The organism is Catenuloplanes sp. NPDC051500, assembly GCF_044454585.1.
Taxonomy (GTDB): Bacteria; Actinomycetota; Actinomycetes; order Mycobacteriales; family Micromonosporaceae; genus Catenuloplanes.
On the sequence record NZ_JBITDX010000017.1, the window covers coordinates 83,838 to 110,054 of the forward strand.

Sequence of the window (26,217 nt, forward strand, 5' to 3'; positions counted from 1 at the left end):
CCGATGGAGACCGGGCGGCCAGCTACCGCCCGGCAGGTATGCACCGCTCCCCGGCTGCCGTCGCCCCGCACGCTCAGGACGTGAACGTGAGCACCATTCACCGACTGTATCCCCTCTGCCTTTCCATGATGTCGCCGAACCCCATTCGTACACGCGATGAGCGGGCGGAACCCGCCCGACGTCCAGTGACAGGACCCTGCACCATGCGAATTGCCGCCGAAATGCCGGGGCGCCAATCAGAGAAGAATTCATCAAGCGCCTCCGGCAGTGACATGGAGATTCTAAATGCCGCACGATGATGGTTTTTATGTCGGCCCCGAGGCATCGCCGAACAAGTACCGACTGCTGGATTGCCTTGGGGCGGGCGGCGAAGGTGAGGTGTGGACCGCCGACCTCACGCTGTCTCCGCTCGGGCGTCTGCGGGTGGCGGTCAAGATCCTGCGCGACGACCTAATCGGCAGAGACGACGCGTCCTGGGAACGCCACGCCGATCTTCTCCGCAGCGTCAGCCATCCCGGTCTGGTCCGTGTCGTGGAGGTGTTCACCGGCGCGCGCAAACACCGGCTCGGCGACGCGCTCCCGGCGGGGCGCAACCGCTATGTAGTGATGGATCACATCGAAGGCGACACCCTGCGCGACTGGCTGGCCGAACACCCCGACAGCACCCTGACCAGCCGGCTGCAGCGGCTACGCAACGTCGCCGCCGCACTGGACGAGATGCACTCGGGCGACCAGACCGTCGTGCCCATCGCCCACGGCGACGTGAAGCCGGGCAACATCGTCATCCGCGAGGACGGCACGACGGAACTGGTGGATCTCGGTCTGATGAGGATCTCCGACGGCACGGGCATCCGCGGCGCGACCGCCCCCTACGCCGCACCGGAGTTGCTCCGCTCGGGAGCACCGACGACTCCCGAGGCCGATCGGTTCGCGTTCGCCGCGACGGTGGCGCACGTGGTCCTGGGCGAGTCCCCGCCGACCGGCGACGCGGGTCCGGACCTCAAGCAGACCTCGGCCATGCTGGCTCGAAGCCCGCTGAGCGCGCGGCGCCACATGCTGCAGCAGCAGGTGATGGCGGCGCTTGAGGCACCCCCGGAACAGCGGCCGAAGAGCCTGAGTCGCTGGCTGTCCACGTTGACCGACAGCCTGTCGCAGGTGACCGAGCAGGGCGGCGAGGCGGCCGCCGGGCCGGCCACCTCCACCCACGACGGCGTGGGCGATGGCGCCGGCTCGCCGACCGGGCCACTCTGGCGACGCCGCGGGCATCTGGCCTCGTCCGCCGTTCTCGCGCTGCTCGCATTGGCCGGGGTCTGCAGCCTGGTCGTGCCCGATTCCCGCGAGTCGAGCGGGGCCCTCCCCCGCTGCGCGAGCGCCGGCCCGAGTGCCTCGCCCGCCGTCCGCGGGTCCGCCGCGGCACCGGCGACCGGCCACCCCGACGAGTTGCTGATCTTCGCCTCGCAGGACAAGACCGAGCTGATCAACGATCTCGCCCGCGCCTACGGCCCGCGCTTGGCCGCAGGTCAGTGCATGACGATCAGGGCCGAAGCTCACAATTCCGGCAAGTTGCGCTCGATGCTGGCACGCGGCTGGCACGCGCAGGACGGGCCCAGACCGGATGTCTGGAGCCCTGCGGCATCCACCTGGGTCGCGCTGGCCCGACACGAGGCGAAACCCGGAATCCTCGGGGATCAGGCCGAGTCGATGTTCTCCTCACCCCTCGTCATCGGGATGCCGAAGCCGATGGCGGAGGCGCTGGGCTGGCCCAATACCGCCATCGGCTGGTCTGAACTGGCCGAACTCGCCCGGGATCCGCGGGGCTGGGGCGGGCATGGCCATCCCGAATGGGGCCCGTTCCTACTGGGTAAGACCAACCCACGCTACAGCGCGTCCGGATTGGCCGCCACTGTCGGAGCGTTCTTGGCCGCCACCGGGCGCACCGACGAGCTGACCGAGGAGGCCGTGAACGCGGAGAGCCGGGCCGAGCCGTCAGTCGTCAAGGACATCGAGAAGGCTGTCGTGCATTACGGCGACACCACACTGACATTCCTCGCCAATCTCCGCCACGCGGACGACCGCAAGGCCGACCCGCCGTACATCTCGGCGGTGACCCTGGAAGAGGCGTCGCTGGTCGCCTACAACCGCGGATATCCCTGCGGAGCCGCGAGCGATGAGCCGGGATGCGCCAGGACGGACGAGCCCACGACACCACTGGTCGCGATTTATCCGAGGGAGGGCACCCTCTCGTCGGACCATCCTTTCGTCAAGATGGTCGGGCTCAGCGACGCCAAGAGCGCCGTCGCGGACGACTTCCTGGCATACGTACGGTCGGATGCTCCCGAGGTGATCGACAGGCTCGCCGATGTCGGATTCCGGACCTTCGACGGGAAGCGGACCAAGAACCTGACCGCAGAGCACGGCGCAGTGCCCTCCGGCGCCGCGAGCATGCTGGAGATCCCGCCCGCACGCGTACTCACCCGACTCCTCGAGGTCTGGCCGGAGCTGCGTAAGCCCGCCAACGTGCTGGTCGTCGTGGACACCTCGGGATCGATGGAGAACAAGATCAAGGATGACGGCACGACAAAACTGGATCTCGTCAAGCAGGCGGCGAATGCGCTCGTCGCTCCCGAAGGGTTCGGCGATGACGACCGCGTCGGGCTATGGCAGTTCTCCGAGGAGACGAACGGCGGGCCCGCCCACCGGGTCGTCGTCCCGAGCGCGCCCATGGCCAGTCGGCAACGCGACCAGATCACGAACGGCATCGCCGGACTGCGAGCAGGGGGCGGCACCGCCTTGTTCGACACCATCGACGCCGCCGTCGCCCAGATCCGCAGCACGTGGGATCCCAACGCGATCAACGCTGTCGTCGTCCTCTCCGACGGCAAGGACGAGGACAGCCGCCGGATCGACACGGTGGAGAAACTCGTCCCGAAGATCCTGTCGGAAGACGAGCCGGTCCGCGTCTTTACCATCGCCTACGGCAAGCAGGCCGTGACCGACGAGGCCAGCCGGGCCACCGGTCGTGACGACGGCGATCAGGACGACCGGAACGGAGATCTGGCGAACATCTCGAACGAGACCGGCGCCCACCGCTACACCGCGCCGGACGCCACCACCATCGCCGACGTGCTCATCGACGTCATCTCCAACTTCTGATACACCACCGGCGATCACCGGCGGACCACCGATCATGAAAGGCACGCTGCGATGTCCCCTGAGATCGTCGGCTACCACGGCGCACTCTCCCAGCACCGGTTCCCGATCCGCGGCGAACGGATGACCTTCGGCCGCGGCGCGGCAAACGACGTCGTGATCACCAGCCCGGACGCCTCCCGGGAGCACGCCGAGGTGCGCCTCGGGGCGGACGGTCATGTCCTGCGCGACCTCGGCAGTCGTAACGGCACTCTGGTCAACGGACGACCGGTGGCCAGGCACGTCCTCCAGCCGGGCGACCTGATCACCATCGCGGATGACGTCTTCCGCTTCGAGGCGGCGGACCCGGCCGAGCCGGTCACCGTCCCCCTGACCAGCGACCTGAGGGCCGGCGTACTCAACGTCACCATCGCGGGCGGCGGCCCGGTCGGGCTGAGCCTCGCCCTGCTACTGGAACAGTTCCTGGGCAGGCGGGTGCTCGTCACCGTGTACGACCACCGGTGGGTCGGGGACGGATCGCGTGTCGTCTGGAAGGACGAGACGCAGGGGAACGCGCGCAGGCGGCAGGTGGTCACGATCCAGAGCCGCCAGTACCTCCACCTGCCGGCCGATGTCCAAGAGAAGCTGTTCCGCCCCGGCTCCTATTCGGAGATGTGGCCCATCGGTCCCGACTCCGTTCGAGGGTACGGTCCCCGAAACGTGCGCATCGCCGATGTCGAGGACACGCTGCTGGAGGCGGCGACCATGAGGCAAGGCACGATCCGGCTGGTACCCGAGGCGTTCAATCCGGGCGAGAGCCGAGAGACATTGGCGGGCAGCCATGTACTCGCCATCTGCGAGGGGGCGCGCTCCAGCACACGGGAGTACTTCTCCGACAGGTTCGGCAGCGCCGACAGTTCGATCTACTCGCTGGACGGCCATCACGTGCAGGACGTCATCCTCGGTCTGCGAGTAAGGTCCAGGCTCCCGGATCCGATGATCGCCGCACTGACCGTGGCACAGAACCGTTTCCTGCTCAACTCGCTGTCCGGCGACGGATTCCTCAACATGCGACTCACCCCAGCGGAGGCCCGTGAGGTGATCGGCATCGATCCCGTCCGGCACGTCTTCGAGGAGTGCGTCGCCTCCAGCCCGTGCGTGATGGACCGTGACACAAGCGGCGACTTCCGCTGTCCCACCCACGGGACTCTGTTCCTTCCCGCCCTGGTCAAGGGATCGGCACTGTGGAAACGGGTACGGGAAGGGCTGATCCTGTTCGGCGTAGCCGACAACGACCTGAGCGCGGTGACCGCCTTTCGGCTGGACATGGTGCAACGACCGCTCTTCACCGCTGCGCTGCGTCCCGCGACCCCGGCAGGTCCCGGAACGTATGGCTTCCTTCTGGGCGACGCCGCGAACGCCATCCACTTCTGGCCGGGGCGTGGGCTCAACAGCGGTCTGGCATCGGCGGTCTCGCTCGCCCGGACGCTTCGTGACACCTGGCGCGGCACCCCGTTCCGGGACGCCGACTTCATGCGCCACGAGGCTGCCATGTCGATGCTCCAGTACCGGCACAAGAGCCGAGCGTGGCGAGCCATGGTGACGGTGGATGAACACGGCTCCAGTCGTGCCATCAAGGACCTGATCGCCGACAGCATCGACGCCGCGCAACCCGGCGTCCCCGACCGGAACACCGACATCGAAACGCTACTCGACAGGTTGCGGGGAGTCCGGCAGCGACTGTCGTCGCGTATCGCGGGAATGCCGGACGATGCCGTCCTCGGAGACCACCTCGGGCAGCTGTCGGCGCAGACCCTGCGCACTCTGGTCGCGAGCGGCGGCTGGGACACGCCGATCGTCGGCGGAGAGGAGGTGGACATCGATATGTTCCAGCGACGCGAGCCGGCCACGTCGCCGAGCCGTGCCGCGCGACCGCCCACCGCAACGACGCCATCCGGAGGTAACCGGACCGGGCCACCGCCGCGGATGCGCGGACGCGCCGTGCCCTCGACGACCGGATAGACGGCAGACCGCACTACCCGGAGCTGACCGAGAACAGGCCGGCGCCGCCGTAGTGATCAGTACTCCGCGCTCGGCGAAGAAGCTGTCGCCGGCGTCTGACCGGACGCAGGTGCGCACGGCAGAGATCGGGCGACCCCGACGATGACGAAGGGTCGAGGCGTCCGGTCTTCGACGCGCGGAATCCAGATCCGGCGCGAAGTGGACCTGATCCGGGCCTCTGAGCCAGTACCCAGTCGGCGGAAAGTGGATCTGATGACCGGCATTCGACATGAAACCCGGAGCCTTCGGCTGGTGTGACAGCTTCGGACCCAGGTCGACATGACCAACTGGTCGCCGCATACACGCACCGCACGACCGGCGCTGCCCGGCCCGCCTGCCGAGCACAGGTCACACCGTAGGCGTCGGCGGGTCGCGATGTCGTGGGTGGCTCCGGCCATCCACCAGCGTCGGCACCCGGCCGCACCCAGGACTCAACGTGTCGCGGTCCTCGACGACAGCCCGGCTGACGGGCGTGCGGGAGGAAGCGTCGGCTGAGTCCGGTGCGGCCGGGCCGCGGCGGGTGGCGGGTCAGAGCCCGGCGGCCTCCGCGAGCCGGTCGATCTGTGCCGGGTCGGGGATGGTGGGGTTGAACAGCAGCTGGTCACCGCCGACATCGCCGGCCTGGCTGATCGTGCGGCGCACGTCGGCAGCGCTGGTCAGCACCTGGGACGCCATCCACCCGGCCGTCTGCTCCCCCAGGTACGAGTAGTAGTGGAAGACGTCGGCCCGCCCGCGCTCGACCTCCTCATCGGAGCCGAGCACCACATAGGACAATCCGGCAATCCGGGGCGCGCCGTCTCGTCCCGCGTCCGCCCAGGCGGTGCGCGCCTGGTCGAACAGACCGGCCGCGAACTCCGGCAGGATCGACGGGGCGATGTAGCCTGCGCCCCAGCGGGCCATCCGCGCGAACGACGCCGGGACGGTGCCGCCGAACATCATCGGCACCCGGCGGGTTCCGGGCGGCACGGCGGGATTGTCCCGGCCGCCGATCGGCTTGCCGTCCCACACGTCCCGGTAGACCGGCAGTGCCGCGTCCAGCCGCGCGCCGAGCCCGCGTGGGCCGAGTCCGGGCAGCGGGAAGTCGTCGGTACGGTGGCGGTCCCCGAGGCCGAGGCCGAGGGTGAGCCGGCCGCCGGAGACGCCGTCGATGCCGGCGACCTCCTTGGCGAACAGCACGTCGGGCCAGGCGGTGCCGACCGCGACGCCGCTGAGCAGCGCGATCCGCCGGGTCGCACCGGCGGCCGCGGCGAGCGCGACCGTGTCGATCACGCCTGGGTACGCGAGCCGCCCGACCGTGCCGAGCGACGCGAACCCGGCCTGCTCGGCCGCGGCCGCCCACGGCGCGATGATCCGCGGGTCGACGCCCAGCACCTGGTTCGGCAGCCCGATTCCGATCGTGACCGTCATGACGGTGTCTCCGTGATGTCGCGGATCGCCTGGACGTCCGCGGCGAAGAGCCCGTCCGGGTCGACGCGGGAGCGCACCGCGGCGACCCGGGCGACGGTGTCCGCCCCGAACGTGCGCTGCTGCTGGGCGACGTGGTCGACGAAGGTGGGCGCGGTGTAGCCGGTGAAGCGGGGACCTATCGCGTCGCGTACCCGCTGAAGGTCTTTGATCGTGTCCTCGCCCGGCAGGCCGCAGGACCAGTAGAGCAGCGGCGCGCCCGTGTGCCCGAACGCCCCGTCGCGTGCGCCCGGCCTGGCGAACGCGCCGCCGAGCTGCCGCAGCTCCACGGCCAGCAGCTGGGCGGACCCGGCCGCGGCCAGCAGCCCCGGCCAGTCCTCGGCGGTGAACGTGCCGGTCAGGCCGGTGTCGGACGCGAACGGCAGCGGGTCGGCCGGGTCCATGTGCGTCAGCGGCAGCAGGCCCGGCTCGGCCGGACCCCAGGTGTTCAGGATCGGCTCGGCGAGCGCGGTCAGCGGGTCCAGCAGGCCCGCAACGGTCCGCTGCGCGTCCGGCAGGTCCGCCTCGGTCGGCGCGGCCGCCGCGCCGTCGATCGCCAGGATCCGCCGGCCGCGCAACAGCGCCGGGATGTGCTCCATCGGGGGTACGTTGAGCAGCCGCAACGACGTGGTGATCGCCTCCGGCGCGTGCTCGGCCCACGACTGCCAGGCCGGTGCGATCCGGGCCGCGTCGGCGGCGTCCCAGACGGCCATGCCGGTGATCACCCGGTGCATCGGCACCAGGTCGATCTCGACGGCGACGACCACGCCGAAGCCGCCGCCACCGCCGCGCAGCGCCCAGAACAGCTCCGGGTCGGCGTCCGGGCTCACCGTGACCACGGTCCCGTCCGCGCGGACGAGCGTGATCGCGCGGACCGTGTTCGCGGCCACGCCGTGCAGCCGGCCGTAGAAGCTGATCCCGCCGCCGAGCAGGTAGCCGACGACGCCGACAGTGGCCGACGAGCCGTGCACCGCGGTCAGCCCGTGCCGGTTCGCCTCGGGCAGCACGTCCGCCCAGCGTTTCCCGGCCGGGACCACAGCGGTACGCGCGATCGGGTCGACCCGGACCGGCTCGTCGATCAGCGGCCGGACCAGCAGCTGCGGGCCGGCGACCGGCGCGGTGCGGCCCATCGCATGCCCGGTCGTGTGCACCCGCAGTGGCATGCCGTGCTCCCGGGCGACGCCGACCGCGCGGACGACGTCGGCGACGGTGCGGGCGGTGAACGCGCCGGCCGGCTCCACGGCCGCGGCCAACTGGAACGACGCGCACGCCTCGGCGTACCCGGGCGTGCCGGGCGGAAGAAACGGTACGAACAAGGCTGCTCCCTCGAATAGGCAGCCAGCCTCCCGCCGGCCCCATACCGCCGACTTGCAAACGGCAGACAGCACGGCTTACATGGGCGGGTGCTCAGATTCGCCGTGCTCGGCGCCGCCGAGGTCCACGACACCGGGCACCCGGCGCCGCTGGAGATCGGCGGGCCGGTCCCCCGCCGGCTGCTGACCATGCTTGTCGCAGCGGACGGGCGCCCGATCCCGGACGACCGGCTGGCCGCGGCGATGTGGACCGGCGGCGCCCCATCCGACCCGGCCGGAGCGCTCCAGGTGTACGTCTCCCGGCTGCGGCGTGCCCTGCCCGGAGCGGAGATCGCCCGGACCGCGCACGGCTACCGGCTGGCGGTCGCCCCGGAGCAGACCGACGTGGGCGTGTTCACCGCGCGGGTCACGGCCGGGACCCGGACGGACCTGCGGGAGGCGCTGGGGCTGTGGCGCGGCGAGCCGTTCGCGGACGTGACCGGCGACGACGGCATCGAGGCGGCCCGCGCCGGGCTGCACGAGCTGCGGGAGACGGCCCTGGAGGAGAGCGCGGCCGGGCTGCTGGCCGACGGCGGGCACGCGGCGGCGGTCGCGGAGCTGGAGGAGCTGGTCCGGGCCGCGCCGTACCGGGAGCGGCGGTGGGCGCTGCTGGCGCTCGCGCTCTACCGCGGTGGACGGCAGGCGGACGCGCTCGGCGCGATCCGGCGGGTCCGCGCGCTGCTCACCGGCGAGCTGGGCGTCGAGCCGGGCCCCGAGCTGCGTGAGGTGGAGCGGCGGATCCTCGCCCACGATCCGGTGCTGCTGGAGCCGGTCGCCGCGGGCCGCGCCACCGGGCCGCCGACCACGACGGCCGGCGCCGTGCCCCGCACCCTGTCCGCCTTCATCGGCCGGGAAGACGAGCTGGCGCTGCTCGACCGGCTCACCACCTCGTACCCCCTGGTCACGGTGGTCGGCGCCGCGGGCGCCGGCAAGACCCGGCTCGCGATGCAGCACGCCGGGACCGCCGTGTTCATCCGGCTGGCCGACGCCGCCGACCCCTCGGCGCTGCTCCCCACGATCGCGGCCGCGCTCGGCGTGCCGGACACCGCCGACGACCCCGGCGAGGCGATCGCCGCCGCGCTGCGCTTCCACACCGGCACACCGCTTGTGCTCGACAACTGCGAGCACCTGACGGACGGCCTCGCCGCTCTGGTGTGGACGCTGCTGGAACGGGTGCCCGCCCTGCGGATCATCGCCACCAGCCGCACGCCGCTCGGCGTCGACGGCGAACGGATCCTGCCGCTCGGCCCGATGCCCGCGCCGGACGCGGTCGCGCTGCTGGCCGACCGGATCCGCGCGGCCCGCCCGGACTGGACGCCCGCCGCCGCCGACCACGAGGACCTGAGCCGCCTGGCCGGCGCGCTCGACGGACTGCCGCTCGCGCTGGAACTGGCCGCGGCCCGCGCACGCACCATCGGCCTGCGTGAGCTGACCGCGCGACTGGGCGACCTGACACTGCTCGGCCGGGTGCCGCACGGCGCGGTCACCCCGCACCGCACGCTGCAGGAGGCGATCGCCTGGAGCTTCGGCCTGCTCAGTCCCGCCGAACGGGACCTGGTCGTCCGGCTGTGGCCGTACGAGGGCGGTTTCGACGCCGACGCCGCCGGCGACCTGGACGCGCTGGCCGCGCTCGTCGACCAGTCGGTCGTCACCGCCGACGCGGACACCGGCCGGTTCCGGCTGCTGGAGACGATCCGCGCCTACTGCCGATCGGTCGACCCGGACCCGGCCGACAGCCGGGAGACCCATGCCGCCTGGGTACGGGCCATGGTCGCGAGCAAATCGGCGGACCTGGTCGGCGACCGGGGTCCGGCCGCGATGCGCGTGCTGCGCCGCGAACTGCCGAACATTCGCGCCGCCCTGGCCCACGACCTGACCCACGCGCCGGAGCAGGCGCTGCGGGCCGCGGCCGGGCTGATGTGGTTCTGGATCCGGGCCGGGCTGCTCACCGAGGGACGGCGGGTGCTCGGCGACGCGCTCGCCGCGGCCCCCGGCGCGCCGGTCGCCGACCGGATCCGGGCGCGCGCCGCGTACACCGGCCTGGAAGGGATCATCGGCGACCGGGCGCTGGCCCTGGAGATGCTGGCCGACGCCGCGCGAGAGCTGGACGGGTCTGCGGAGCAGGACGCGCTGCGCGGCGAGGTCCGCTACTACCAGGCGCTGCTGCAGCTTCCGGACGGCGACGCGCACCTGGCGCTGGCCGCGGCGACCGAGGCGCTGGAGATCGCGCAGACGACACGCATCCCCTGGCTGATCCCGTCGGCGGAGATGGCCCTCGGCGGGGCGCTGGTCCTCGCCGGCGACCTGCGCGGCGGCCGGGAGCGGCTGCGGGCCGCGATCGCCCACGGCCCGACCGTCGGCCAGACGTGGGCGGCCGGGCTGAGCGAGCTGATGCTGGCCCAGACCATGATCACCGAACGGGACGGTGACCCGCTGCCGCTGCTGCGCTCGTCCGCCCGCCGGTTCCGCGACGAGGACGACCTCAGCGACCTGCTCGCTGTGCTGCATCAGGGCGCGGTGGCGCTCGACGGCGACCCCCGGTCGGCGACCCTGCGGGCCGTGGTCCACCATCACCTCGCCCGGCATGCGATCTCGCCAGTCCGCTCGTACTTCACGACGGTCGTGCCGGACGGCTGGTACACCGGGGACCCGCCGCCGGATCCGCCGTCGCTGGACGACGCGTTCGCCGCACTCGGCGACGACTGACAGGCTCGTCAGTCCGACGTGGTGCGCGTCTGCGACGCCCGAGAGGCGGCTGCAGGGGACAATTCGCATGCAGTCGCCGTTACGGTGTAGGCATGGCAGTGATCGGCGTTCCCTATCACCTCGACCAGTACCTGCCCGACCTGGACTTTGCGCTACGGCCCGGCGAGATCGTGACCGCGGAGCCGGGCGCCGGTGACATCTGGGCACGACTCGCACCGCTGTACGCAGCGACCGCTGACGCGGTGGCCGCGGCGCCCTCGGCCGACGGAGACAATCCGCTGGTGGTCGTCACGGGCGACTGCCTGACAGCGCTGGGGATCGTGGCCGGGCTTCAGCGCGCGGGCACGGATCCCGGCATCGTGTGGTTCGACGCGCACGGCGACGTACAGACGCCGGAAACCACGACGTCCGGCTATCTGGCCGGCATGTCGCTGCGCATGCTGACGGGCTACCGGCCGGAGCTCATCGCCGAGCGGCTGGGCCTGCACGCCGTCCCGGAGCGACGGATGATGCTGGCCGGCGCGCGGGACCTGGACCCGGCAGAGGCCGCCTACCTGGAGCAGGCGCAGATCCGCCGGTGCGAGGTCGCGGACGTGACCACCGCCGGTCTGCCGGACGGGCCGCTGTACGTCCACCTCGACATGGACGTCATCAGGCCGGCCGACCTGCCGGGCTTGCGTTTCCCGGCGCCAGGTGGGCCGTCCGCCGCGCAGGTCGCCGACGCACTGCGGCTGTTACTGGAGACCGGACGGGTCGCCGCCGTGGGCCTCGCCTGCAGTTGGCTGCCCGGGCGCGGCACGGCGGAGGCGATCGGCCCACTGCTGGCGGCCACACTCGGAATCCGGCAGTAGCCACGATCAGTTCGCCCTGGCTACGTGGAGCAGGTGCTCGAGGATCGTCCACCTGCGCGCCGGCCGCTCATGCCGAGGAAGCGAGCCGGCCCGCGACGTCTGCTCGGCGCACTACGGCGCGGACGGTGGCCACTCTCCTCGGCGCGCGAGGCGATCCAGGTAGTCGAGAAGCTTCACCTCACTGCGATCCAGGCGCTCGCGGTCAGGTGCCGACAGACCAGCCAAAGGATCGCCCAGGTCCTCGTTACGGGGTACATGCACCATCGCGCCCGAATACTCTCGACAGACCGAACACCAGGCCAAGCCGATGCAACGCTCGTAGAACTTGTCGGACCGCGGGTAGAAGCGGTATCGGTACGAGCGAACCACGCCACGACACGCGGCACCACGATCAGAACGAGGTCCATGGATCTCGCTCACCTTGGACCATCTCCACATCGCGTCGCGGCCCATGACTCGATCCTCCAGCATCGCGTACCCGCATCGGTAGCCGGATCTGCCGCTGGCCGCGTCCGAGGGAGTCACACGGTGTGGCCGAGGCGCCCACGCGGGCGGCATCCGGTCCGCCGATATGAGTGCCCCGGTCCCGACGATGGCGAGATCGTTTCCGTCCCTCAGCGCGTGCCGGGCGTCGTCTCCGCGCCGAGGATCTCCAAGGCGTCGCCGCACCTTCGACTGGACCTGATCAGCCCCATCCCACACGCTTTCAGCAGCCGATCTTGGGGGGCGGAAACCATGGCCGGGCCACGACCGATGTACCGTCGCGACACCAGATGGCACTGAAGCGACACGTTCTCGACCCGGGCGGGAGACTCAGCATGGCCGGACCTCGGTTCTCTGGCCCGGCTCGCCGAGTGGGCACGTTCGACGTCGACGCCGACGCTACCGGCACCGGGCGGGACACCTGGGAACCCTTCATCGACACCTGGAACGACCGCATGGGGGACCTGTACCCGCTGCCGGAGTTCACCGAGTCCACGGTTGACGGCTTCCAGGGGACGATGCGCTCGGTGACGCTGAAGGACGCCGCCGTCAACGAGTTCTGGGCGCACTCACGAGTGAGCACCAAAACGGTCGGCCGGGAGGAGCAGGATCAGGTACGGCTCTATGTGGGCTTGCGTGGTGTGCTCGCCCTGCGGGAACCGGACGGGCACGGCGGCGACGCTCACGTTCCGGCCGGCACCTACTTTCTCCACCATTGCGCGCGGGAGAACCAGTTCCGGACCACACCCGAGATCGCCAGCCGGGTCTTCGTCCTTCCTGGCGACGATCTCCGGCACCTTATCGCCGGGAGATCGCGCAGCGGACGGGCCTCCGAGCCCATGGCGCAGATCCTCATGAGCCATGCCGGCATGCTGCAGCGCACCGTGGGACACCTCGGTCCGGACGAGGCCCGTACCGCCCGCAACGCGCTGCTCGAACTGGCCAAAGGGCTGATCCTGAGCCGGTTCGACGACCACGAATCCGCCTTCGCGCCGACCCTCGTGCAGGCGGCGATGGACGTGGCCGACACCCGGCTGACCGACGCCGGCCTGTCCACGGCCACGATCGCCGCACTGTTGCACGTATCGGTCCGGACCCTGCAACGGGCCTTCGCCGACCGGGCCGAGTCGCTCACCGCCTACGTCCGCCGCAGGCGACTGGAGGAGGCGGCGCAGGCGTTCCTCCGCCCGGGTTCCCGGTTGACAGTGTCGGAGGCCGCGGCCATCTGGCACTTCACCGACGGCAGCCACTTCATCCGCTGCTTCAAGAAGGAGTTCCACGCGACTCCCCGCCAATTCCAGTCGTTGCATGGCGCGCGGTAGGAAATCCGCGCCAGCCCGCCCCGGGCGTCGTGCTTGAGTTCGCCGCATGAATTTCGTCTTCGTGCCCGGCACCAATCACGGTGGCTGGTGCTGGCATCCGGTCGGCCGACGGATCCGGGCGGCCGGCCACGGCGTCCACGCGCTGACCCTTCCAGGCCTGGCGATGGGCGACGACCCCTCCGGGCTGCGCCTGACCGACGCCATCGAGTACATCGTGCGCGAGGTCGAACGCCGCGACCTGACCGATATCGTGCTCGTCGGTCACAGCTTCGCCGGCGTACCCATCACCGGCGCCGCGCCCAGGATCGCCCGCCGGCTCAAGCACCTCGCGTTCTTCAGCGCCTTCATTCCTCGCCCCGGCGAGTCGATGGCAGCCGCGCTCGGAGCCGAGACCGCCGCGTGGATGAGGGCTACGGCGCTCGAGACTCCGGCGTTCACCATCGACATCGACTTCGAGACGTTCCGTACCCGGCTGATGCAAGACGAGCCCGAGCAGCTCCAACGACTCGTCTTCGAACAACTCACCCCACAGCCTGCCGGGTACGTACTCGACGCGCTCGACGACCAGCCCTTGACCGGCCTGGGGGTACCTGTCACGTACCTCCTCGCCGAGCGGGACATAGCTCTCGCCGCACCCGGTACCGAACTGGCCGCTCGGCTCGACGTGGAGCCGGTCATCGTGCCCGGCACCCACGAGGCGATGCTGACCCACCCCGGCGACCTGGCCGACGCACTCCTGGAGAACGTGCACGCATGACGCCGTGTCTCGCCGTGCCGCACTACGGTTCGGCACTATCAGACCTCGCCGGATTGCAGCGCTTCGCCGGCGAAGCCGAGCGGCACGGCTACGCCACGCGCGGCGGCGAGTGAGCAGCAGCACGATGGCGGCGAGCGCGCCGATCAGCGATAGCCGGGCGACCATGACCGGGCCGAAGTAGCTGGCCCGCACCGCGCCCGGGTCGGCGACGGCGACCTCGGACGGGCCCGCGCCCGAGAGTGCCTCCTCCCCCGTTGCGGGTCGCAGCACAAGGGCGGCCGGCGCGATCGGCTCAAGCTCCCCGATGCGGAGTCGAAGTACGCCGTTCCACATCAGTCCGCCATCCCGATTCTCTCGTCACACCGTCCTGTCGTTCTCGGGCGCCCGCAGGGGCGCATGAGATCACGAGGTGTTCTGTCGTACCGCGGCGGTAGCGTGCGCCGCCATGGAGAACGTGATGGAGCCGTTGAATGGTTGGCGCCGGACGCATCGGCTGCGGCGGGGCGGCTGGTTCACGGATCCCCCGGCGAAGATCGACCGGAGGAGGACGGCGACGCTGACCGCGGAACTGCTGGCCGCGCGGCGGGACCAGGCGGTGCGGATCCTGTCGCATCCGGAGACGCCGCAGCCGCTCGGCGAGGACGCGATCGTGCTCCTGGACGCCCTGGACGGCGGCACGCCAACGGCGATGGCGATGATGGTCGTCGCGTTCAGCAGCGGGCTCAGCTGGAACGGCGACGCGGCCCTGGCACACCTCGCCGACCAGATCGTGGTGACCCGCGGTGTGGTGTTCGCGGCGGAGACGGCCGTGGAGCTGGCCGCGCTCGCCCTGACCGCGCATCCCTCGTCCTACGGGAACGACACGGCGGTGCGACCGGTCACCGACCAGGAGTACGCCGCCGATGACACACGTCTCGTCTGGCCCGACAGCGACCTGCCCTTCAGCAGCCGGGTCCGCAACCGGCTCGCGGTCGCCTCGGACGAGGACTACGCGGCCGCCGAGGCGATCCTCGCGCGGTACCGCGGCGGTGGGCCGCCACAACGGGCGATGGTCACGTTCCTGCTGCCGACGCGGGAGGACTGGTTCGACGAGACGATGGCGTGGCTGGTCAGCGCGCCGATATCGCGGTGGGTGCGGCACCGGGCGACGCACGTGATGACGTCATCAGTGCGCACGCCCGGCCAACTGATGCTGGCAACCGGTTCGATCCACAACATCGGCTGGGGTACGCCGGCGCTGTCCGCAGCGCTTGAAGGTCTGGGTCCGGCGCTGCTGCCCGAGCTGCTGAGCGTGCTGGACAGCGAAGGCTGGGGCAGTGACGGCTCGCGGCTGGTCGTGTCGATGATCGCGATCATGCCGACCGACGAGGCGTTCACCGCGCTGCTGGACCGGCCGGGCAACAGGTTCGTGCTCCCGGGGCTGCACGAGGCCGCGTCCCGGTTCCCGCGGCGCGCGATGCGGCTGTTGGCCGAGGACGGCACCGCGCACGCCGCGGAGCTGCTGCGCGGCCACGTGGCCCGGCACCCAGAGATCGCCACCACGCTGCTGCCGGACCTGAGCGGGGCGGCCGCGCCCCGGGTCCGTGACCTGCTCGCCGGCACGGCCGTCGCGGAGGCACCGGCCGACCGGCTGCCCCCGCTCCTGACCGGACCGCTGCCGAAGAAGACCACGATCAGCGCGTGGGTGGACGCGGAGACGTTGCCCCGGGTCGAGCTGCGCGACGGTGCCGGCGCGCTGCCGGCCGAGGCCATGCACCACCTACTCCTGCAACTGGCGGCCGCGAACCCGGCCGTTAAGGACGTGATCGCGCCGGGCGACCTGGCCGCGCTCGGCTGGACGCTGTTCATGCGGTGGCGGGCCGCGGACGCACCGTCGAAGGACGGCTGGGCGCTGAGATCACTCACGATCACGGGCGACGACGACACGGTACGCCGGCTGGCGCCGATCATCCGGGCCTGGCCGGGCGAGGGCGGCCACGCTCGCGCCGTGATCGGGCTGGACGTGCTCGCCGGGATCGGCACCGACGTCGCGTTGATGCACCTGCACGGGATCTCGCAGCGGCTGAAGTTCCGCGGGCTGAGGGAACGCGCGGCCGCGAAGATCGGCGAGGTGGCGGACCGGCTGGGCCTGACGCCCGACCAGCTCGCGGACCGGCTCGTCCCCGACCTGGGCCTGGACACGGACGGCACCCTGCGGCTGACCGACGGGCAGCGGGAGTTCGTGGTCGGCTTCGACGCACAGCTCCAGCCGTATGTCACCGGCGCGGACGGCACACGCCTCAAGACCGTGCCCAGAACGGCCACCGACGCGTACGCCCGGTTCGCCGCGCTGAAGAAGGACACCCGCACGCTGGCCCGCGACCAGCTCGACCGCCTGGAGAAGGCCATGGTCAGCGGACGGCGGTGGACGGCCGCCGAGTTCCGCGCGCATCTGGCCGGCCACCCGCTGCTCGGGCACATCGTCCGCCGGCTGATCTGGGGCGTCTACGACGGTGACGTGCTCACCGCCTCGTTCCGGGTCGCCGAGGACCGCAGCTTCGCAGGCCTCGACGACAGCACGCTGACCGTGCCGGACGACGCGATCATCGGCGTGGCGCACCCGGTCGAGCTGGGTGACGCCACCACGGCCTGGGCGGAGGTGCTCGCCGACTACGAGATCGCCCAGCCGTTCGGGCAGCTCGACCGCGCGGTGTTCCGGCCGGCGCCGGCCGACGTCGAGGCCGTCCTGGACCGCCCCGCCCCGGTGCACCGGCTCCTCGCCCTGGAGAAACGCGGCTGGCGCCGGACCGCGCCGATGGACGCCGGCATCCAGTGGGGGATCTTCGCGTCCCTGCGCGGCGGCGGACTTGTCGAGATCGACCTCGACCCCGGCATCTCCATCGGCGATCCGGGCGACATGGGCTCCCAGTCACTGCGCAAACTCCGGGTCACCCGCGATCGCGTAGAGGTCCCGCTCGATCGGCTCCACCCGGTCGCCCTGTCCGAGCTGATCCGCGACCTCACCGACATGACCACGCCCTGAGACCTGGCCGCCGGGCGGACACCTTTCGGTGTCCGGCCGGTGTTCTGCGGCCCGGTGACGAGATCAGCTCTTCCAGGTGTCGCCGGTGAGGCGGCCGTCGGGCCAGAGGATGATCTCGTAGTGGTCGCCGAAGCGGCCAGGGGCCCAGCTGACGCCGACCGTACCGCCGGCGCCCTTGTACTTCGCACCGCCGGAGATCCTGCGGGAGACGGTGGACTTGGCACTGAAGTCGGCGTAGATCTTGATCCGATGCCAGCACTAATGGGATTTCCCCATAGCGCTCTGGCGGGTTGTGCACTGGCCGCTTCAAGCGGTGGCCCGTCAACTGAACTGATGGTCAATACGCTGGCCGAGGCGCTACATATTCGCGATGAGAAAGTCTTGGTGCGTGGCAGCGCCGTGACTGCCGGTGCCGACTCCGTGCATCCGAGAGCAGATCGTCCACGCTGGAGACCCGAGCGATGCCGTACGCCACCCTTCTGGCTGGTGTTGCGGCGCGGCTGCCGACGGGGAGGCGCTGCAGCGTGCAAGGTGGCACCGTGCCCACCTAACCGATAGGTGACTGCCGACCTACGAGAAGAAGGGCTATATGAAACAGCTCAAACTGGCCGGCTGTGTGATCACGGATGGCCATGGAGGAATCCTTCTTCTGCATCGCAACACCGCTAAACGCGTCCACTGGGAGATCCCCGGCGGCAAAATCGATCCGGACGAGGATCCGCGGATGACGGCATCCCGTGAAGTGCGTGAGGAGACCGGTGCCGAGGTCGACATCATCACCTATCTGGGGGAAAGTCCTTCGAAGAAGACTCCTACACAATGGTCTACTCCTGGTACCTCGCCCAGGTCGTCCGCGGCACGCCATCGGTCCGGGAACCGGAGACCCACGACGACTGCAGGTACTTCAGCTTGTCCGAACTCGACGGCATGGCACACGAGCTGTCGCCGAACACCCTCAACTTCCTCGCCGAGCTGAGATCCGGAAAGGTCTCGATGTAGCGACGCCGATCGGAGGCAGTTCTGGTGAGGGCGCACAGCGACCACGCGGAGGCGCACACGATCCGCGACCTGATCAAGGTTGAGGCCCGCGCGGACTACGTCTACATGTATCCGCCACGACCGGCCTACCGAACACTCTCACCAGAAACTCAGCCAGCAGTGCCCGGCCTGGTGAAACGCTGGCCGGAGGACGAGTCGAGGATCGACCCGGCGACCGATGTCGCCGTTGTCCGTCAACCGGACGGGACGCTGGTGGCCGCAATCCCGCCACATTATGGTCACCCGCTGACGAGGCGGCGGTGCCAGGTGACGGCGGCCGGGTCGGACAGGCTGGCGACCTGATCGATGACCGCCCGGAGGCGCGCGGCGTCGTCCGGCGCCTCCTTCCACGCCTCCGCGAACAGCGGGGTCAGGTGCTCCGGTGACCGGGCGGTCAGCAGCTCCACCAGGTCGCGGAGGATCTCGCGTTGCTGGTCGTACCACGGCTCCGCGGCACGTACGCGCATCACGTACCGCAGCGCCATGCCCTTGAGCAGTGCGCACTGACGCCGGATCCCGGCCGGTACGACCAGGGAGGCCTCGTAGCGGCGCATCGCGGGACGGTCGTGCGCCGCGAGCGTGGCCGCCACCGCGTGCGAGACGAAGCGGCCGATCAGCGTGCTGGTCATGCGTTTCAGCGCGTTCTCGGCGAGCCGGGTGCCGTCGTAGCCGGCCGCGGCGCGCACCGCCTCGTCGGCCAGCAGGCCGGACAGCGCCTCGCTCAGCGCCTCGGGTGAGTCGTCGAGATAGGCGCCGGCCACGTCGGCGCAGAGCGCGTGGCGCTCGGCGGGGTCGTGAATCAGCGCCCGGAGCGGGATGAGGCCGCTGTAGAGGCCGTCCTCGACGTCGTGCACCGAGTACGCGATGTCGTCCGCCCAATCCATCACCTGAGCCTCCAGGCAGGGACGGTGATCCTCCGGCCGGCCCTGGCGGATCCAGGCGAAGATGACGGCGTCGTCCTCGTACACGCCGAACTTCGCCCGGCCCGGCCCGCGTGGCCACGGGTACTTGCAGCAGGCGTCGAGCGCCGCCCGGGTGAGGTTGAGGCCGGCGCCGTCGACCTTCGCCTCCAGGCGGGTGAGGACCCGCAGCGTCTGGGCGTTGCCCTCGAACCCGCCGCACGGCCGGGCCACCGCGTCGAGCGCCTGTTCGCCGTTGTGGCCGAACGGCGGGTGGCCCAGGTCGTGGGCGAGACCCGCCAGGTCCACCAGGTCCGGGTCGCATCCGAGCTGCGCGCCCATTTCGCGGCCGATCTGGGCGACCTCGAGCGAGTGGGTCAGCCGGGTGCGCAGGAAGTCGTCGGTGCCCGCGGTGTGGACCTGGGTCTTGGCGGCCAGCCGGCGGAACCCGGCGGAGTGCAGGACGCGGGCGCGGTCGCGCTGGAAGGCGGTGCGCCGGTGGTCGTCGTGCTTGACGGGCTCCGCGACCCAGCGTGCGACGTCTGAGGGTGTCTCGTCCGGGCGGTCTCCGCGCAGTGTCATCAGCGTCCCCAGGGGCTCGAGGCGGTATCGGGCGGGTCTCAGCCGGCGGCGCCGTTGATCACCTGCGCCTTGATCCGGGTGGAGGACTGGCCGTCCACCGGCCTGGGCAGGTAGACGAGCAGGATGCCGTTCTCGTCCAGCCACTGCGCGGTGAAGTTCATCTGCGCGTAGTAGTCCTTCGGCGGCGCCCAGTCGACGCCGATGGCGATGACGTCCGGCCGCACCGACAGAATTGTCGGCTTGGAGTCGGCGCCGTCGGTGTTCGGAATGACCCGGGACACGTACCGGCAGGACTCCAGCACCTCCTTGCGGCCGGCGTAGGAGACCGCCGGTCTGCGCCCCTTGAACTGTTCGACGAACTCGTCGGTGTTCAGCGCCACCACCACCTCGCCGTCGCCGGCCAGGCGCTTGCAGTTCTTGAGCAGGCTGACGTGCCCCTCGTGGAACAGGTCGAACGTGCCGCCCGTGTACACCTTCATCTGCGCTCCCTGATCGGTCGTGCGGTCACTGACTACGAACCGGTCCAGCGGAGGACCACGTTCGTGAGGTACTTCTCCTCGACGGCCGCGACCGGCGTCCCACCGGCCCAGAGCAGGGCCCGTACGTGCAGCACGTGCGGCCCGGCCGAGGGGGCGTGCTGGCTGACGATCTGCCGGCGGAACCGCAGCGCGCCGATGGCCACCCCGAGCGGCACGTCGCTGCGGTCAAGCGCGGCCCGCATCGACGGCGTGACGCGGGCGGCGACGACGAGCGCGGCTATCTCGGAGAGCACGGTCCCGCCGGTGGCGCGGAGCGTGCCCGCGCGATCCTGCACCAGAGCCCCGGGCGGTATCCGCAGGACGTCGGCCTCGGCCGGGGTGGCGGCGCGCCAGACCCGGCGCGTCACCCGGGCCGTGATCGGGCAGCGGCACCACACGCCGAGCTGCCGGGTCGCGCTCGGGTCGGCGTTCAGGACGCGGACGAAGCGGTCGACGGCGTGTGCGCGGTCGACCATCAGGCGACCCGGGCGGCGGCGCGGCACTCGCTGTCGAGCGACCGCAGCGTCCTGCCCACCATGGAGTCGAACGTCTCGTGGGAGAGGTGCCCGCCGCCGCGCCTGGCGGACAGCACGTCGTGCAGCCGCCGCAACGCCTTCCCGCCGCGGTGCAGCAGCCGGCCGGCGGGCCGGTCCGGATCGTGGCAGGCCGCCGTCCAGCGCACGTTGGCGGCGTACACCCAGGCCATCCGCTCCAGCGTCCAGAGCGGCGTCGGGTGCTGGTCCGAGGCCACGGTCCGGTCGTTCCACGCCTCCGGGGTGGCGAAGCGGCGCACGGTGCGCACGAAGTCCAGGATCCCGGCGTAGCGCCCGTCCCCGGTGAGTTCCCGGACGGCGGCGTCCGGGTCGGGGGCGTCGTGGTGCGCGCCGGGCAGGACCGAGGCGGCCAGGTAGCCCGGCGGGAGCACGGCGAACGACCCGGCGGGCAGGTCACCGTCGAAGAGCGAGGCGAGCGTGCCGTCGACGACGCGGGTGACGCCGTCGCCGGCCGGGCCCGCGGGCAGGACCGCCAGCGCGTGCTCGTTGTGGGTCCTGCGGTGGTCCACCATGTGCGGCATGTCGAAGGTGTCGACCACGACGACGCCGGGGCCGGTGAGCGACTGGCCGGGAAGGACCGGTCGCGCCCGCATGCTGATCCCCGCGGCCGCGGCCTCCGCGATGAGGAAGTCAAGGATCGGGGTGAAGTGCAGGCCGTCGCCGGTCAGCGTCGAGGTGTGCAGCAGGCTGGCGGGTGACCGGCCGAGAACCGCGGGCGGGTCGTGGAGACCGAGCTCCGTGAGGGTCACCCCGAACGCGGCGTGGAAGCAGCACGCGTCCGTGAACCGCCGGGACCGTCTGTCCGACACGTCAGTGCCCGCCTTCCACGAGACTCCGCAACGCACCATGATCGACTTTGCCGAGCGCGGACACCGGCAGCGCGTCGAGGCGCAGGATGCGCTTCGGCCGCTGGTAGGCGGGCAGCCGGGCGGCCCGCTCGCGCAGGTGCGGATCGGCGCCGTCGCCGTCGCGGGACGCGTACACCCACGAGGACTCGGTGATGCCGTCCGGATTCGTGGTCAGCACGACCGCGAACTCCGCCACGACGCCGTCGCCGGACACCGACCGCTCGATCAGCCCGGGGTCGAACTTCTTGCCGTCGATGTTCGCGATCCGGTCCACCCGGCCGAGCAGGACGACGTCACCCGCCTCGTCCACCGCGCCCAGATCCTGGGTGACGAACTCGCCGCGGTCCAGGCCGGCCGCGCGGGACGCCTCCGGGTCGCCGAGATAGGCGACGGCGACGGTCCCGGACCTGACCACCAGCCGCCCGGCGGCGGAGACCACCACCTCGACACGGGGGTACGGCCTGCCGACGCGGCCCTCGGTGAACCCGCCGGACAGGTCCACGGTCACCGATCCGGTCTCGGTCGACCCGTACTGCTGCGCCGGGTACACGCCGAACCGCCGCCGGAACCTGTCGGCCACCGCGCTGCCCAGCGGCGCGCCCGCCGTGATCACCACCGGGAACCGCGCGGGTACGTCCAGCTCGGCGTCGCCCGCGGACCAGTGCGCGATCTGGGCCGGCGACGCCACCAGGTACCGGACCGGCCGTTCGGCGAGCATCCGGGTCAGCGCCCGGGGGGTGCGCGGGTTGGCCGTGGTCAGCACCGCGCCGGAGGCCCGCGCCGCGAGCGTGCCGACCCCGAGGCCGAACGCGTGGTGCAGTGGCACGCAGCAGAGGATCCCGTCCCCGGGCGCCAGTTCCAGCCGCGCCGCCACCAGGTCGCCCTCCTCGTCGAGCGCGGCCGGGGCGCGCAGCACGAGCTTCGGCCGGCCCGAGCTTCCGGAGGTCCGCAGGACGACGCCGCCGCCCGGATGCTCCGCGAGCCCGGCGGGCGGGTGGTAGGCGGTCTCCGGCGACGGGCTGTCGTCCAGGCCCAGCTGTGCGGCAATCTCCGCCGCGGCGGTGGCGTCCTCCGCGAGAACGGCGACGTTGCCGTCCCGCGCCCACCGCACCAGCGCGTCCGCCTGCTCCACCGAGGGGTCGATCCCGAACCGTAGCCGCCGTTGCGAGACGCGCATCAGCCCTCGTCCTCCCGGTCCAGGATCGTGCGCAGGATGTCGCCGGGTGTTATCTCAGTGGTTCGCAGCGCGTCGTCGAGCTCGATCTCCGCGTCGAACGCGTCCTCCAGCGACACCAGCAGCGATGTCACGTCGAGGCTGTCGAAACTCGTCGGCGGCGCGGACAGCGCGCGGTCCCAGCGGATGTCCGCGTCCGGCGCGTCCGTGGGCCGGATGCGGCGGATCTCCGCCTCGATCCGCTGCCGGACGGCCGGCTCCCGTATCTCACTCACCGTCGCTCCTCATCCCTTCGATCCGGCCGACCAGCTCGCCGGCGACACCGTCCATGCGCGCGCCGATCCGTTCCGCCAGCGCGTGCGCCCGCTCCCGGAAGCCGGTCGACGGGTCGAGCAACTGCGCGGCGGCGGACACCACGACGTCTTCGATCGGCAGCGTGGACCGGTCCGGAAACAGTCCGTTGTGGACGGCGAGCCGGGCGCCGTCCTCCTGCGAGGTCCACCGGGCCAGCCGGCCGACGCCAACGTCCTCGACCATGAACCGGCCGTTGGCCTCGTTCTCGCCGAGCGCGGGCACCACGCACAGTGGCCTGCCCGCCTGCTGGGCCGCGAGGATCGTGCCGTGGCCGCCGTGGCAGACGACGATGTCCGCCCACCGCATCAGCGCCTTCACGCTCCCGAACGAGGTGACCCGTACGCCGGGGCTCAGGCCGGTGGCGTACCGGGCCGGGGAGGCGGTGCTGAACAGCACATCGGCCGCGAGCGTGTCCGCGAGCGAGTTCAGCAGCGGGGTGGCGTCCCCGAGCGCGACCTCGCCGCTTCCCAGCGTCACCAGGATCCGCGGCCGGCGCGGGCCGGACGGCTCGGGCACGGCCGTCCCGGGTGTGACCGGGTCCCAGACCAGCGGTCCGACGTAGGCGCCCCGGCCGCCCAGGTCCGGCTGCCGGGAGTCGAGGAAGTCGAAGCCGGCCACGAGCGAGTAGTCGCCCCGGGTGATCGCCGGGGCGCTCGCCGGGAGGTCCAGCCCCAGGTCGTCGCAGAGGTCCCGGATCCGGCCGTCAAGCGACGGGTACGGCGAGACCGCGCTCAGCGGGCCGGCGAGCCAGGGCATCCACGCGTTCCACGCGTCGCCGAAGTAGTCCGACTCGCAGATGCCCACCGTCGGCACCTGCAGGTGGCGGGCCGCCATCGCGCCGCTCAGATGCATGTCGGTGACCACCAGGTCCGCCTTGGCCTCGTGCACCACCCGCAGGTCCCGGTCGAACCAGTGCCGCAGGGTGGACCGCAGATGCAGTCCGGCGGCCGCGAACGCGGAGTCCATCGACGGCGACGACAGGTAGCGCTGGGTGTCCGCCGGCGCGCGCCGCCCGACGGTGATCCGGGGGGTCTCGCCCAGGACCGGGAAGCCGTCCGCGCGCACGTCCTGCCGCGGGGTGTCCGCGGCGAAGAGGCAGGTGTGCCCCGCCTCCCTCAGCAGCGCCGCCGCGACGAGGCACCGGCCGACGTGGGCGGCGCCCACCGGGTACGGGAAGAACAGAATTCTCATGAGGGCTCCAGAGGGCCGGGCTCAGATGAGCTGTCGATGTGGGGGTCCAGGCCGCACGTCGACACAGGTTTCTAGTCCGTCATCTTGTGCACGAATCTGGTGATCGTCAGCCCCATCAGCGCGGCCGCCATCACCACGAACGTCAGCGCGTGCGCCGCGACCTGCCCGTCCCAGTGCCCGGCGAAGATCGCGCGCCCGACGTGGATCGCCTGGTAGAGCGGGGAGATCTGGACCAGCGGCCGGACCGCCTCGGGCAGCGCGTCGACGGGGAAGAACACGCCGGAGAGGTAGTACAGCGGCGCCACCACGAGCGTGTTGAAGTACAGGAGGTTGGTGAACTTGGGGCTCATCGACGTCCACAGCATCGCCGGGGCGGAGAAGCAGGGCCCGGCGACGGCCAGCAGCAGCGGCAGTAGCACGATCGACGGCGAGAAGTCCGCGCCGGCCGCGAGGAACAGCGCGGCCATGATGGTGCCCTGGAACGTCGCCCGGAACGCGTGCCACATCAGTTCGCCGCCGATCACCTGCGCGATGGTCAGCGGCGCGGTCAGCATGGACTCGAACAGCCGGCGGTCGTACAGGTTGGTCCTGGTCGCGTACAGGCCGTCCAGGGTCACGGTCTGCAGGCAGGAGCCGAGGACCAGGGCCGGGGCGACGAAGTCGATGTAGCGCCCGCCGCCGGGCAGCGTGACGTATTTGCCCAGCAGGATGCCGAAGGCGATGACCGCGACGGTGCTCTCGGCGATGCTGAACACCGCGTGCCGCCGCCAGTCCGGCAACCAGACCCGCAGCTCCCGGCGGAAGACGCGGAACGCGGGTGCGACCGCGCGGGTGAGGGTGGCGGGCCGGGTGCCCGTGGTGACGGTCATTCCGCGTCCCGCTGTCCGAAGAGGGCCAGGTACAGGTCGTCGAGGCTGGCCGGGGCAGTGACGGTGTCCGCCGCGCGCGCGACGCCGGTCCCCAGGTGGCGGTGGATCAGGTCCCGGGGGCTGCCGCTGTCGAGCTGCCGGCCGCGGTTGATGATGATCACCTCGTCCGCCAGCCGCTCCGCCTCCTCCAGGTAGTGCGTCGCCAGAAGCAGCGTCTTGCCGCTCCTGCGCAACTCGTGAAGCGTCGCCCACAGGCTCTCCCTCGCCACCGGGTCCAGACCTGTGGTGGGCTCGTCGAGCAGCACCAGATCGGGAGAGTGGACCAGCGCGCGGGCCAGCGCGAGCCGTCGTTGCATGCCGCCGCTCAGCGTGGAGATGGACTCGCCGGCGCGGTCCTGGAGGCCGAAGAGCTCCAGGCACTCGTGCGCGCGTCTCTTCGCCTGCCGTCCCGGCATGCCGTGGTAGATGCCGAAGACGGCCAGGTTGTCGAGCACGGTGAGCTCGGCGTCGAGGTAGTTGTCCTGGGTCACCACGCCGATGCGCGACTTCAGGTAGCCGGCGTGCCCGGAGGGGTCGCGCCCGAGCACGGACAGCTCTCCGCCGTCGCGCCGGATGCGTCCGTAGACAAGGCGGTTGAGCGTGGATTTCCCAGCGCCGTTGGGTCCCATCAGCGCGGTGCAGGATCCGGCGGCGACATCGGCGGAGAAGTGGTCGAGGGCCGCCGTCCGGCCGAACCTCTTGGTCACCCCGACGGCGTGGATAGCGGCGTCCGTGCTCATCTGACGACGACCGATCCACCGCGCCGGGGAGATGAAGGCAGCATTGATCGACTGGCTCTGGAAATAATGAGAAAACCCCCGTGGACATTGTTTCCGGAAGCGCCCACTTTACACGACCGGGCTCACCGGGACCGGCCTTCGAATGCCGGCAGGCTCTCCTGCGATTACCTCCATGTTTTCCCCTCACTGTCCTATCTCGCCACCGCCCGCGATGTAGTGTGACACTCGTCACAGCACGTCAGACGGTTTGCACGCGCCCATGCGGGTTTCCGTTTCGGCTCGCCA

Annotated in this window: 19 protein-coding genes and 1 pseudogene; 9 read left to right on the plus strand and 11 right to left on the minus strand. The window is 71.3% G+C overall.

All coding sequences use genetic code 11. From position 1 onward, the window contains the following. Positions 1–285: 285 nt before the first annotated feature. Together ACIA8K_RS29205 and ACIA8K_RS29210 are read left to right on the plus strand one after the other, a co-directional pair. Entirely contained in the window at positions 286–3,153 is a 2,868-nt protein-coding gene (locus ACIA8K_RS29205) for a protein kinase (protein WP_396064895.1), read from the plus strand. A gap of 51 nt (positions 3,154–3,204) precedes the next feature. Beyond that, entirely contained in the window at positions 3,205–5,151 is a 1,947-nt protein-coding gene (locus ACIA8K_RS29210; protein WP_396064897.1) for an FHA domain-containing protein, read from the plus strand. A gap of 567 nt (positions 5,152–5,718) precedes the next feature. Here the strand turns inward: ACIA8K_RS29210 and ACIA8K_RS29215 are convergent. Further along, the gene (locus ACIA8K_RS29215) at positions 5,719–6,597 is read right to left on the minus strand and encodes an LLM class flavin-dependent oxidoreductase (protein ID WP_396064899.1); all 879 of its coding nucleotides are present in this window, start codon (positions 6,595–6,597) and stop codon (positions 5,719–5,721) included. Then, a complete protein-coding gene (locus tag ACIA8K_RS29220; protein WP_396064901.1) occupies positions 6,594–7,949 on the minus strand; it encodes an FAD-binding oxidoreductase in 1,356 nt (451 codons plus the stop codon). The genes ACIA8K_RS29215 and ACIA8K_RS29220 overlap by 4 nt, the downstream gene beginning before the upstream one ends. An 87-nt stretch (positions 7,950–8,036) precedes the next feature. On the opposite strand from ACIA8K_RS29220, the gene ACIA8K_RS29225 reads away from it, so the two are divergent. The 7 genes and pseudogenes from ACIA8K_RS29225 (at position 8,037) to ACIA8K_RS29255 (ending at position 18,125) form a co-directional block, all read left to right on the plus strand. Next, positions 8,037–10,691, plus strand: coding sequence for a BTAD domain-containing putative transcriptional regulator (locus ACIA8K_RS29225; protein ID WP_396064903.1), 2,655 nt, complete (start codon positions 8,037–8,039; stop codon positions 10,689–10,691). Positions 10,692–10,783: 92 nt separating this feature from the next. Next, positions 10,784–11,542: an arginase family protein gene (locus tag ACIA8K_RS29230; protein WP_396064905.1), complete on the plus strand. Its 759-nt coding sequence runs from the start codon at positions 10,784–10,786 to the stop codon at positions 11,540–11,542. Between the two features lie 854 nt (positions 11,543–12,396). After that, positions 12,397–13,347 carry a helix-turn-helix domain-containing protein gene (locus ACIA8K_RS29235; protein WP_396064907.1) on the plus strand — a complete coding sequence of 317 codons (951 nt, stop codon included), beginning with the start codon at positions 12,397–12,399 and terminating at the stop codon, positions 13,345–13,347. Positions 13,348–13,393: 46 nt separating this feature from the next. Then, a complete protein-coding gene (locus ACIA8K_RS29240; protein ID WP_396064909.1) occupies positions 13,394–14,104 on the plus strand; it encodes an alpha/beta fold hydrolase in 711 nt (236 codons plus the stop codon). 445 nt (positions 14,105–14,549) lie between these two features. Further along, on the plus strand, positions 14,550–17,126 hold the full coding sequence (locus ACIA8K_RS29245) for a DUF4132 domain-containing protein (RefSeq protein ID WP_396064911.1): 2,577 nt from the start codon (positions 14,550–14,552) through the stop codon (positions 17,124–17,126). Between the two features lie 589 nt (positions 17,127–17,715). Then, positions 17,716–17,895, plus strand: a pseudogene (locus ACIA8K_RS29250) (NUDIX hydrolase); the annotation flags it as partial. A gap of 50 nt (positions 17,896–17,945) precedes the next feature. Further along, positions 17,946–18,125, plus strand: coding sequence for a hypothetical protein (locus tag ACIA8K_RS29255; protein ID WP_396065123.1), 180 nt, complete (start codon positions 17,946–17,948; stop codon positions 18,123–18,125). A gap of 278 nt (positions 18,126–18,403) precedes the next feature. Here the strand turns inward: ACIA8K_RS29255 and ACIA8K_RS29260 are convergent, their stop codons facing one another. The 9 genes from ACIA8K_RS29260 to ACIA8K_RS29300 form a co-directional block, all read right to left on the minus strand. Further along, complete coding sequence (locus ACIA8K_RS29260) at positions 18,404–19,645, minus strand: deoxyguanosinetriphosphate triphosphohydrolase (protein ID WP_396064913.1); 1,242 nt, start codon at positions 19,643–19,645, stop codon at positions 18,404–18,406. Positions 19,646–19,683: 38 nt separating this feature from the next. After that, positions 19,684–20,124, minus strand: coding sequence for an adenylyltransferase/cytidyltransferase family protein (locus ACIA8K_RS29265; RefSeq protein ID WP_396064915.1), 441 nt, complete (start codon positions 20,122–20,124; stop codon positions 19,684–19,686). A 32-nt stretch (positions 20,125–20,156) separates the two neighbouring features. Further along, complete coding sequence (locus ACIA8K_RS29270) at positions 20,157–20,639, minus strand: hypothetical protein (protein ID WP_396064917.1); 483 nt, start codon at positions 20,637–20,639, stop codon at positions 20,157–20,159. Continuing rightward, complete coding sequence (locus tag ACIA8K_RS29275) at positions 20,639–21,526, minus strand: hypothetical protein (RefSeq protein WP_396064919.1); 888 nt, start codon at positions 21,524–21,526, stop codon at positions 20,639–20,641. Before ACIA8K_RS29275 ends, ACIA8K_RS29270 begins: the two co-directional genes overlap by 1 nt. Before the next feature lies 1 nt (position 21,527). Next, positions 21,528–22,742: a class I adenylate-forming enzyme family protein gene (locus ACIA8K_RS29280; RefSeq protein ID WP_396064922.1), complete on the minus strand. Its 1,215-nt coding sequence runs from the start codon at positions 22,740–22,742 to the stop codon at positions 21,528–21,530. Then, on the minus strand, positions 22,742–23,014 hold the full coding sequence (locus ACIA8K_RS29285; protein ID WP_396064925.1) for a hypothetical protein: 273 nt from the start codon (positions 23,012–23,014) through the stop codon (positions 22,742–22,744). The genes ACIA8K_RS29280 and ACIA8K_RS29285 overlap by 1 nt, the downstream gene beginning before the upstream one ends. Next, entirely contained in the window at positions 23,007–24,284 is a 1,278-nt protein-coding gene (locus tag ACIA8K_RS29290; protein ID WP_396064927.1) for a glycosyltransferase, read from the minus strand. Before ACIA8K_RS29290 ends, ACIA8K_RS29285 begins: the two co-directional genes overlap by 8 nt. Before the next feature lie 71 nt (positions 24,285–24,355). Continuing rightward, the gene (locus ACIA8K_RS29295) at positions 24,356–25,153 is read right to left on the minus strand and encodes an ABC transporter permease (protein ID WP_396064929.1); all 798 of its coding nucleotides are present in this window, start codon (positions 25,151–25,153) and stop codon (positions 24,356–24,358) included. Then, positions 25,150–25,899: an ABC transporter ATP-binding protein gene (locus ACIA8K_RS29300; protein WP_396064931.1), complete on the minus strand. Its 750-nt coding sequence runs from the start codon at positions 25,897–25,899 to the stop codon at positions 25,150–25,152. Before ACIA8K_RS29300 ends, ACIA8K_RS29295 begins: the two co-directional genes overlap by 4 nt. Positions 25,900–26,217 lie beyond the last annotated feature (318 nt).

Excerpts from the sequence above, each read along its gene's own strand:
- ACIA8K_RS29205 (WP_396064895.1), top strand. The coding sequence starts at position 286 with ATGCCGCACGATGATGGTTTTTATGTCGGCCCCGAGGCATCGCCGAAC.
- ACIA8K_RS29210 (WP_396064897.1), top strand. The coding sequence starts at position 3,205 with ATGTCCCCTGAGATCGTCGGCTACCACGGCGCACTCTCCCAGCACCGG.
- ACIA8K_RS29215 (WP_396064899.1), bottom strand. The coding sequence starts at position 6,597 with ATGACGGTCACGATCGGAATCGGGCTGCCGAACCAGGTGCTGGGCGTC.
- ACIA8K_RS29230 (WP_396064905.1), top strand. The coding sequence starts at position 10,784 with ATGGCAGTGATCGGCGTTCCCTATCACCTCGACCAGTACCTGCCCGAC.
- ACIA8K_RS29240 (WP_396064909.1), top strand. The coding sequence starts at position 13,394 with ATGAATTTCGTCTTCGTGCCCGGCACCAATCACGGTGGCTGGTGCTGG.
- ACIA8K_RS29245 (WP_396064911.1), top strand. The coding sequence starts at position 14,550 with ATGGAGAACGTGATGGAGCCGTTGAATGGTTGGCGCCGGACGCATCGG.
- ACIA8K_RS29255 (WP_396065123.1), top strand. The coding sequence starts at position 17,946 with ATGGTCTACTCCTGGTACCTCGCCCAGGTCGTCCGCGGCACGCCATCG.
- ACIA8K_RS29260 (WP_396064913.1), bottom strand. The coding sequence starts at position 19,645 with ATGACACTGCGCGGAGACCGCCCGGACGAGACACCCTCAGACGTCGCA.
- ACIA8K_RS29265 (WP_396064915.1), bottom strand. The coding sequence starts at position 20,124 with ATGAAGGTGTACACGGGCGGCACGTTCGACCTGTTCCACGAGGGGCAC.
- ACIA8K_RS29270 (WP_396064917.1), bottom strand. The coding sequence starts at position 20,639 with ATGGTCGACCGCGCACACGCCGTCGACCGCTTCGTCCGCGTCCTGAAC.
- ACIA8K_RS29280 (WP_396064922.1), bottom strand. The coding sequence starts at position 22,742 with ATGCGCGTCTCGCAACGGCGGCTACGGTTCGGGATCGACCCCTCGGTG.
- ACIA8K_RS29290 (WP_396064927.1), bottom strand. The coding sequence starts at position 24,284 with ATGAGAATTCTGTTCTTCCCGTACCCGGTGGGCGCCGCCCACGTCGGC.
- ACIA8K_RS29295 (WP_396064929.1), bottom strand. The coding sequence starts at position 25,153 with ATGACCGTCACCACGGGCACCCGGCCCGCCACCCTCACCCGCGCGGTC.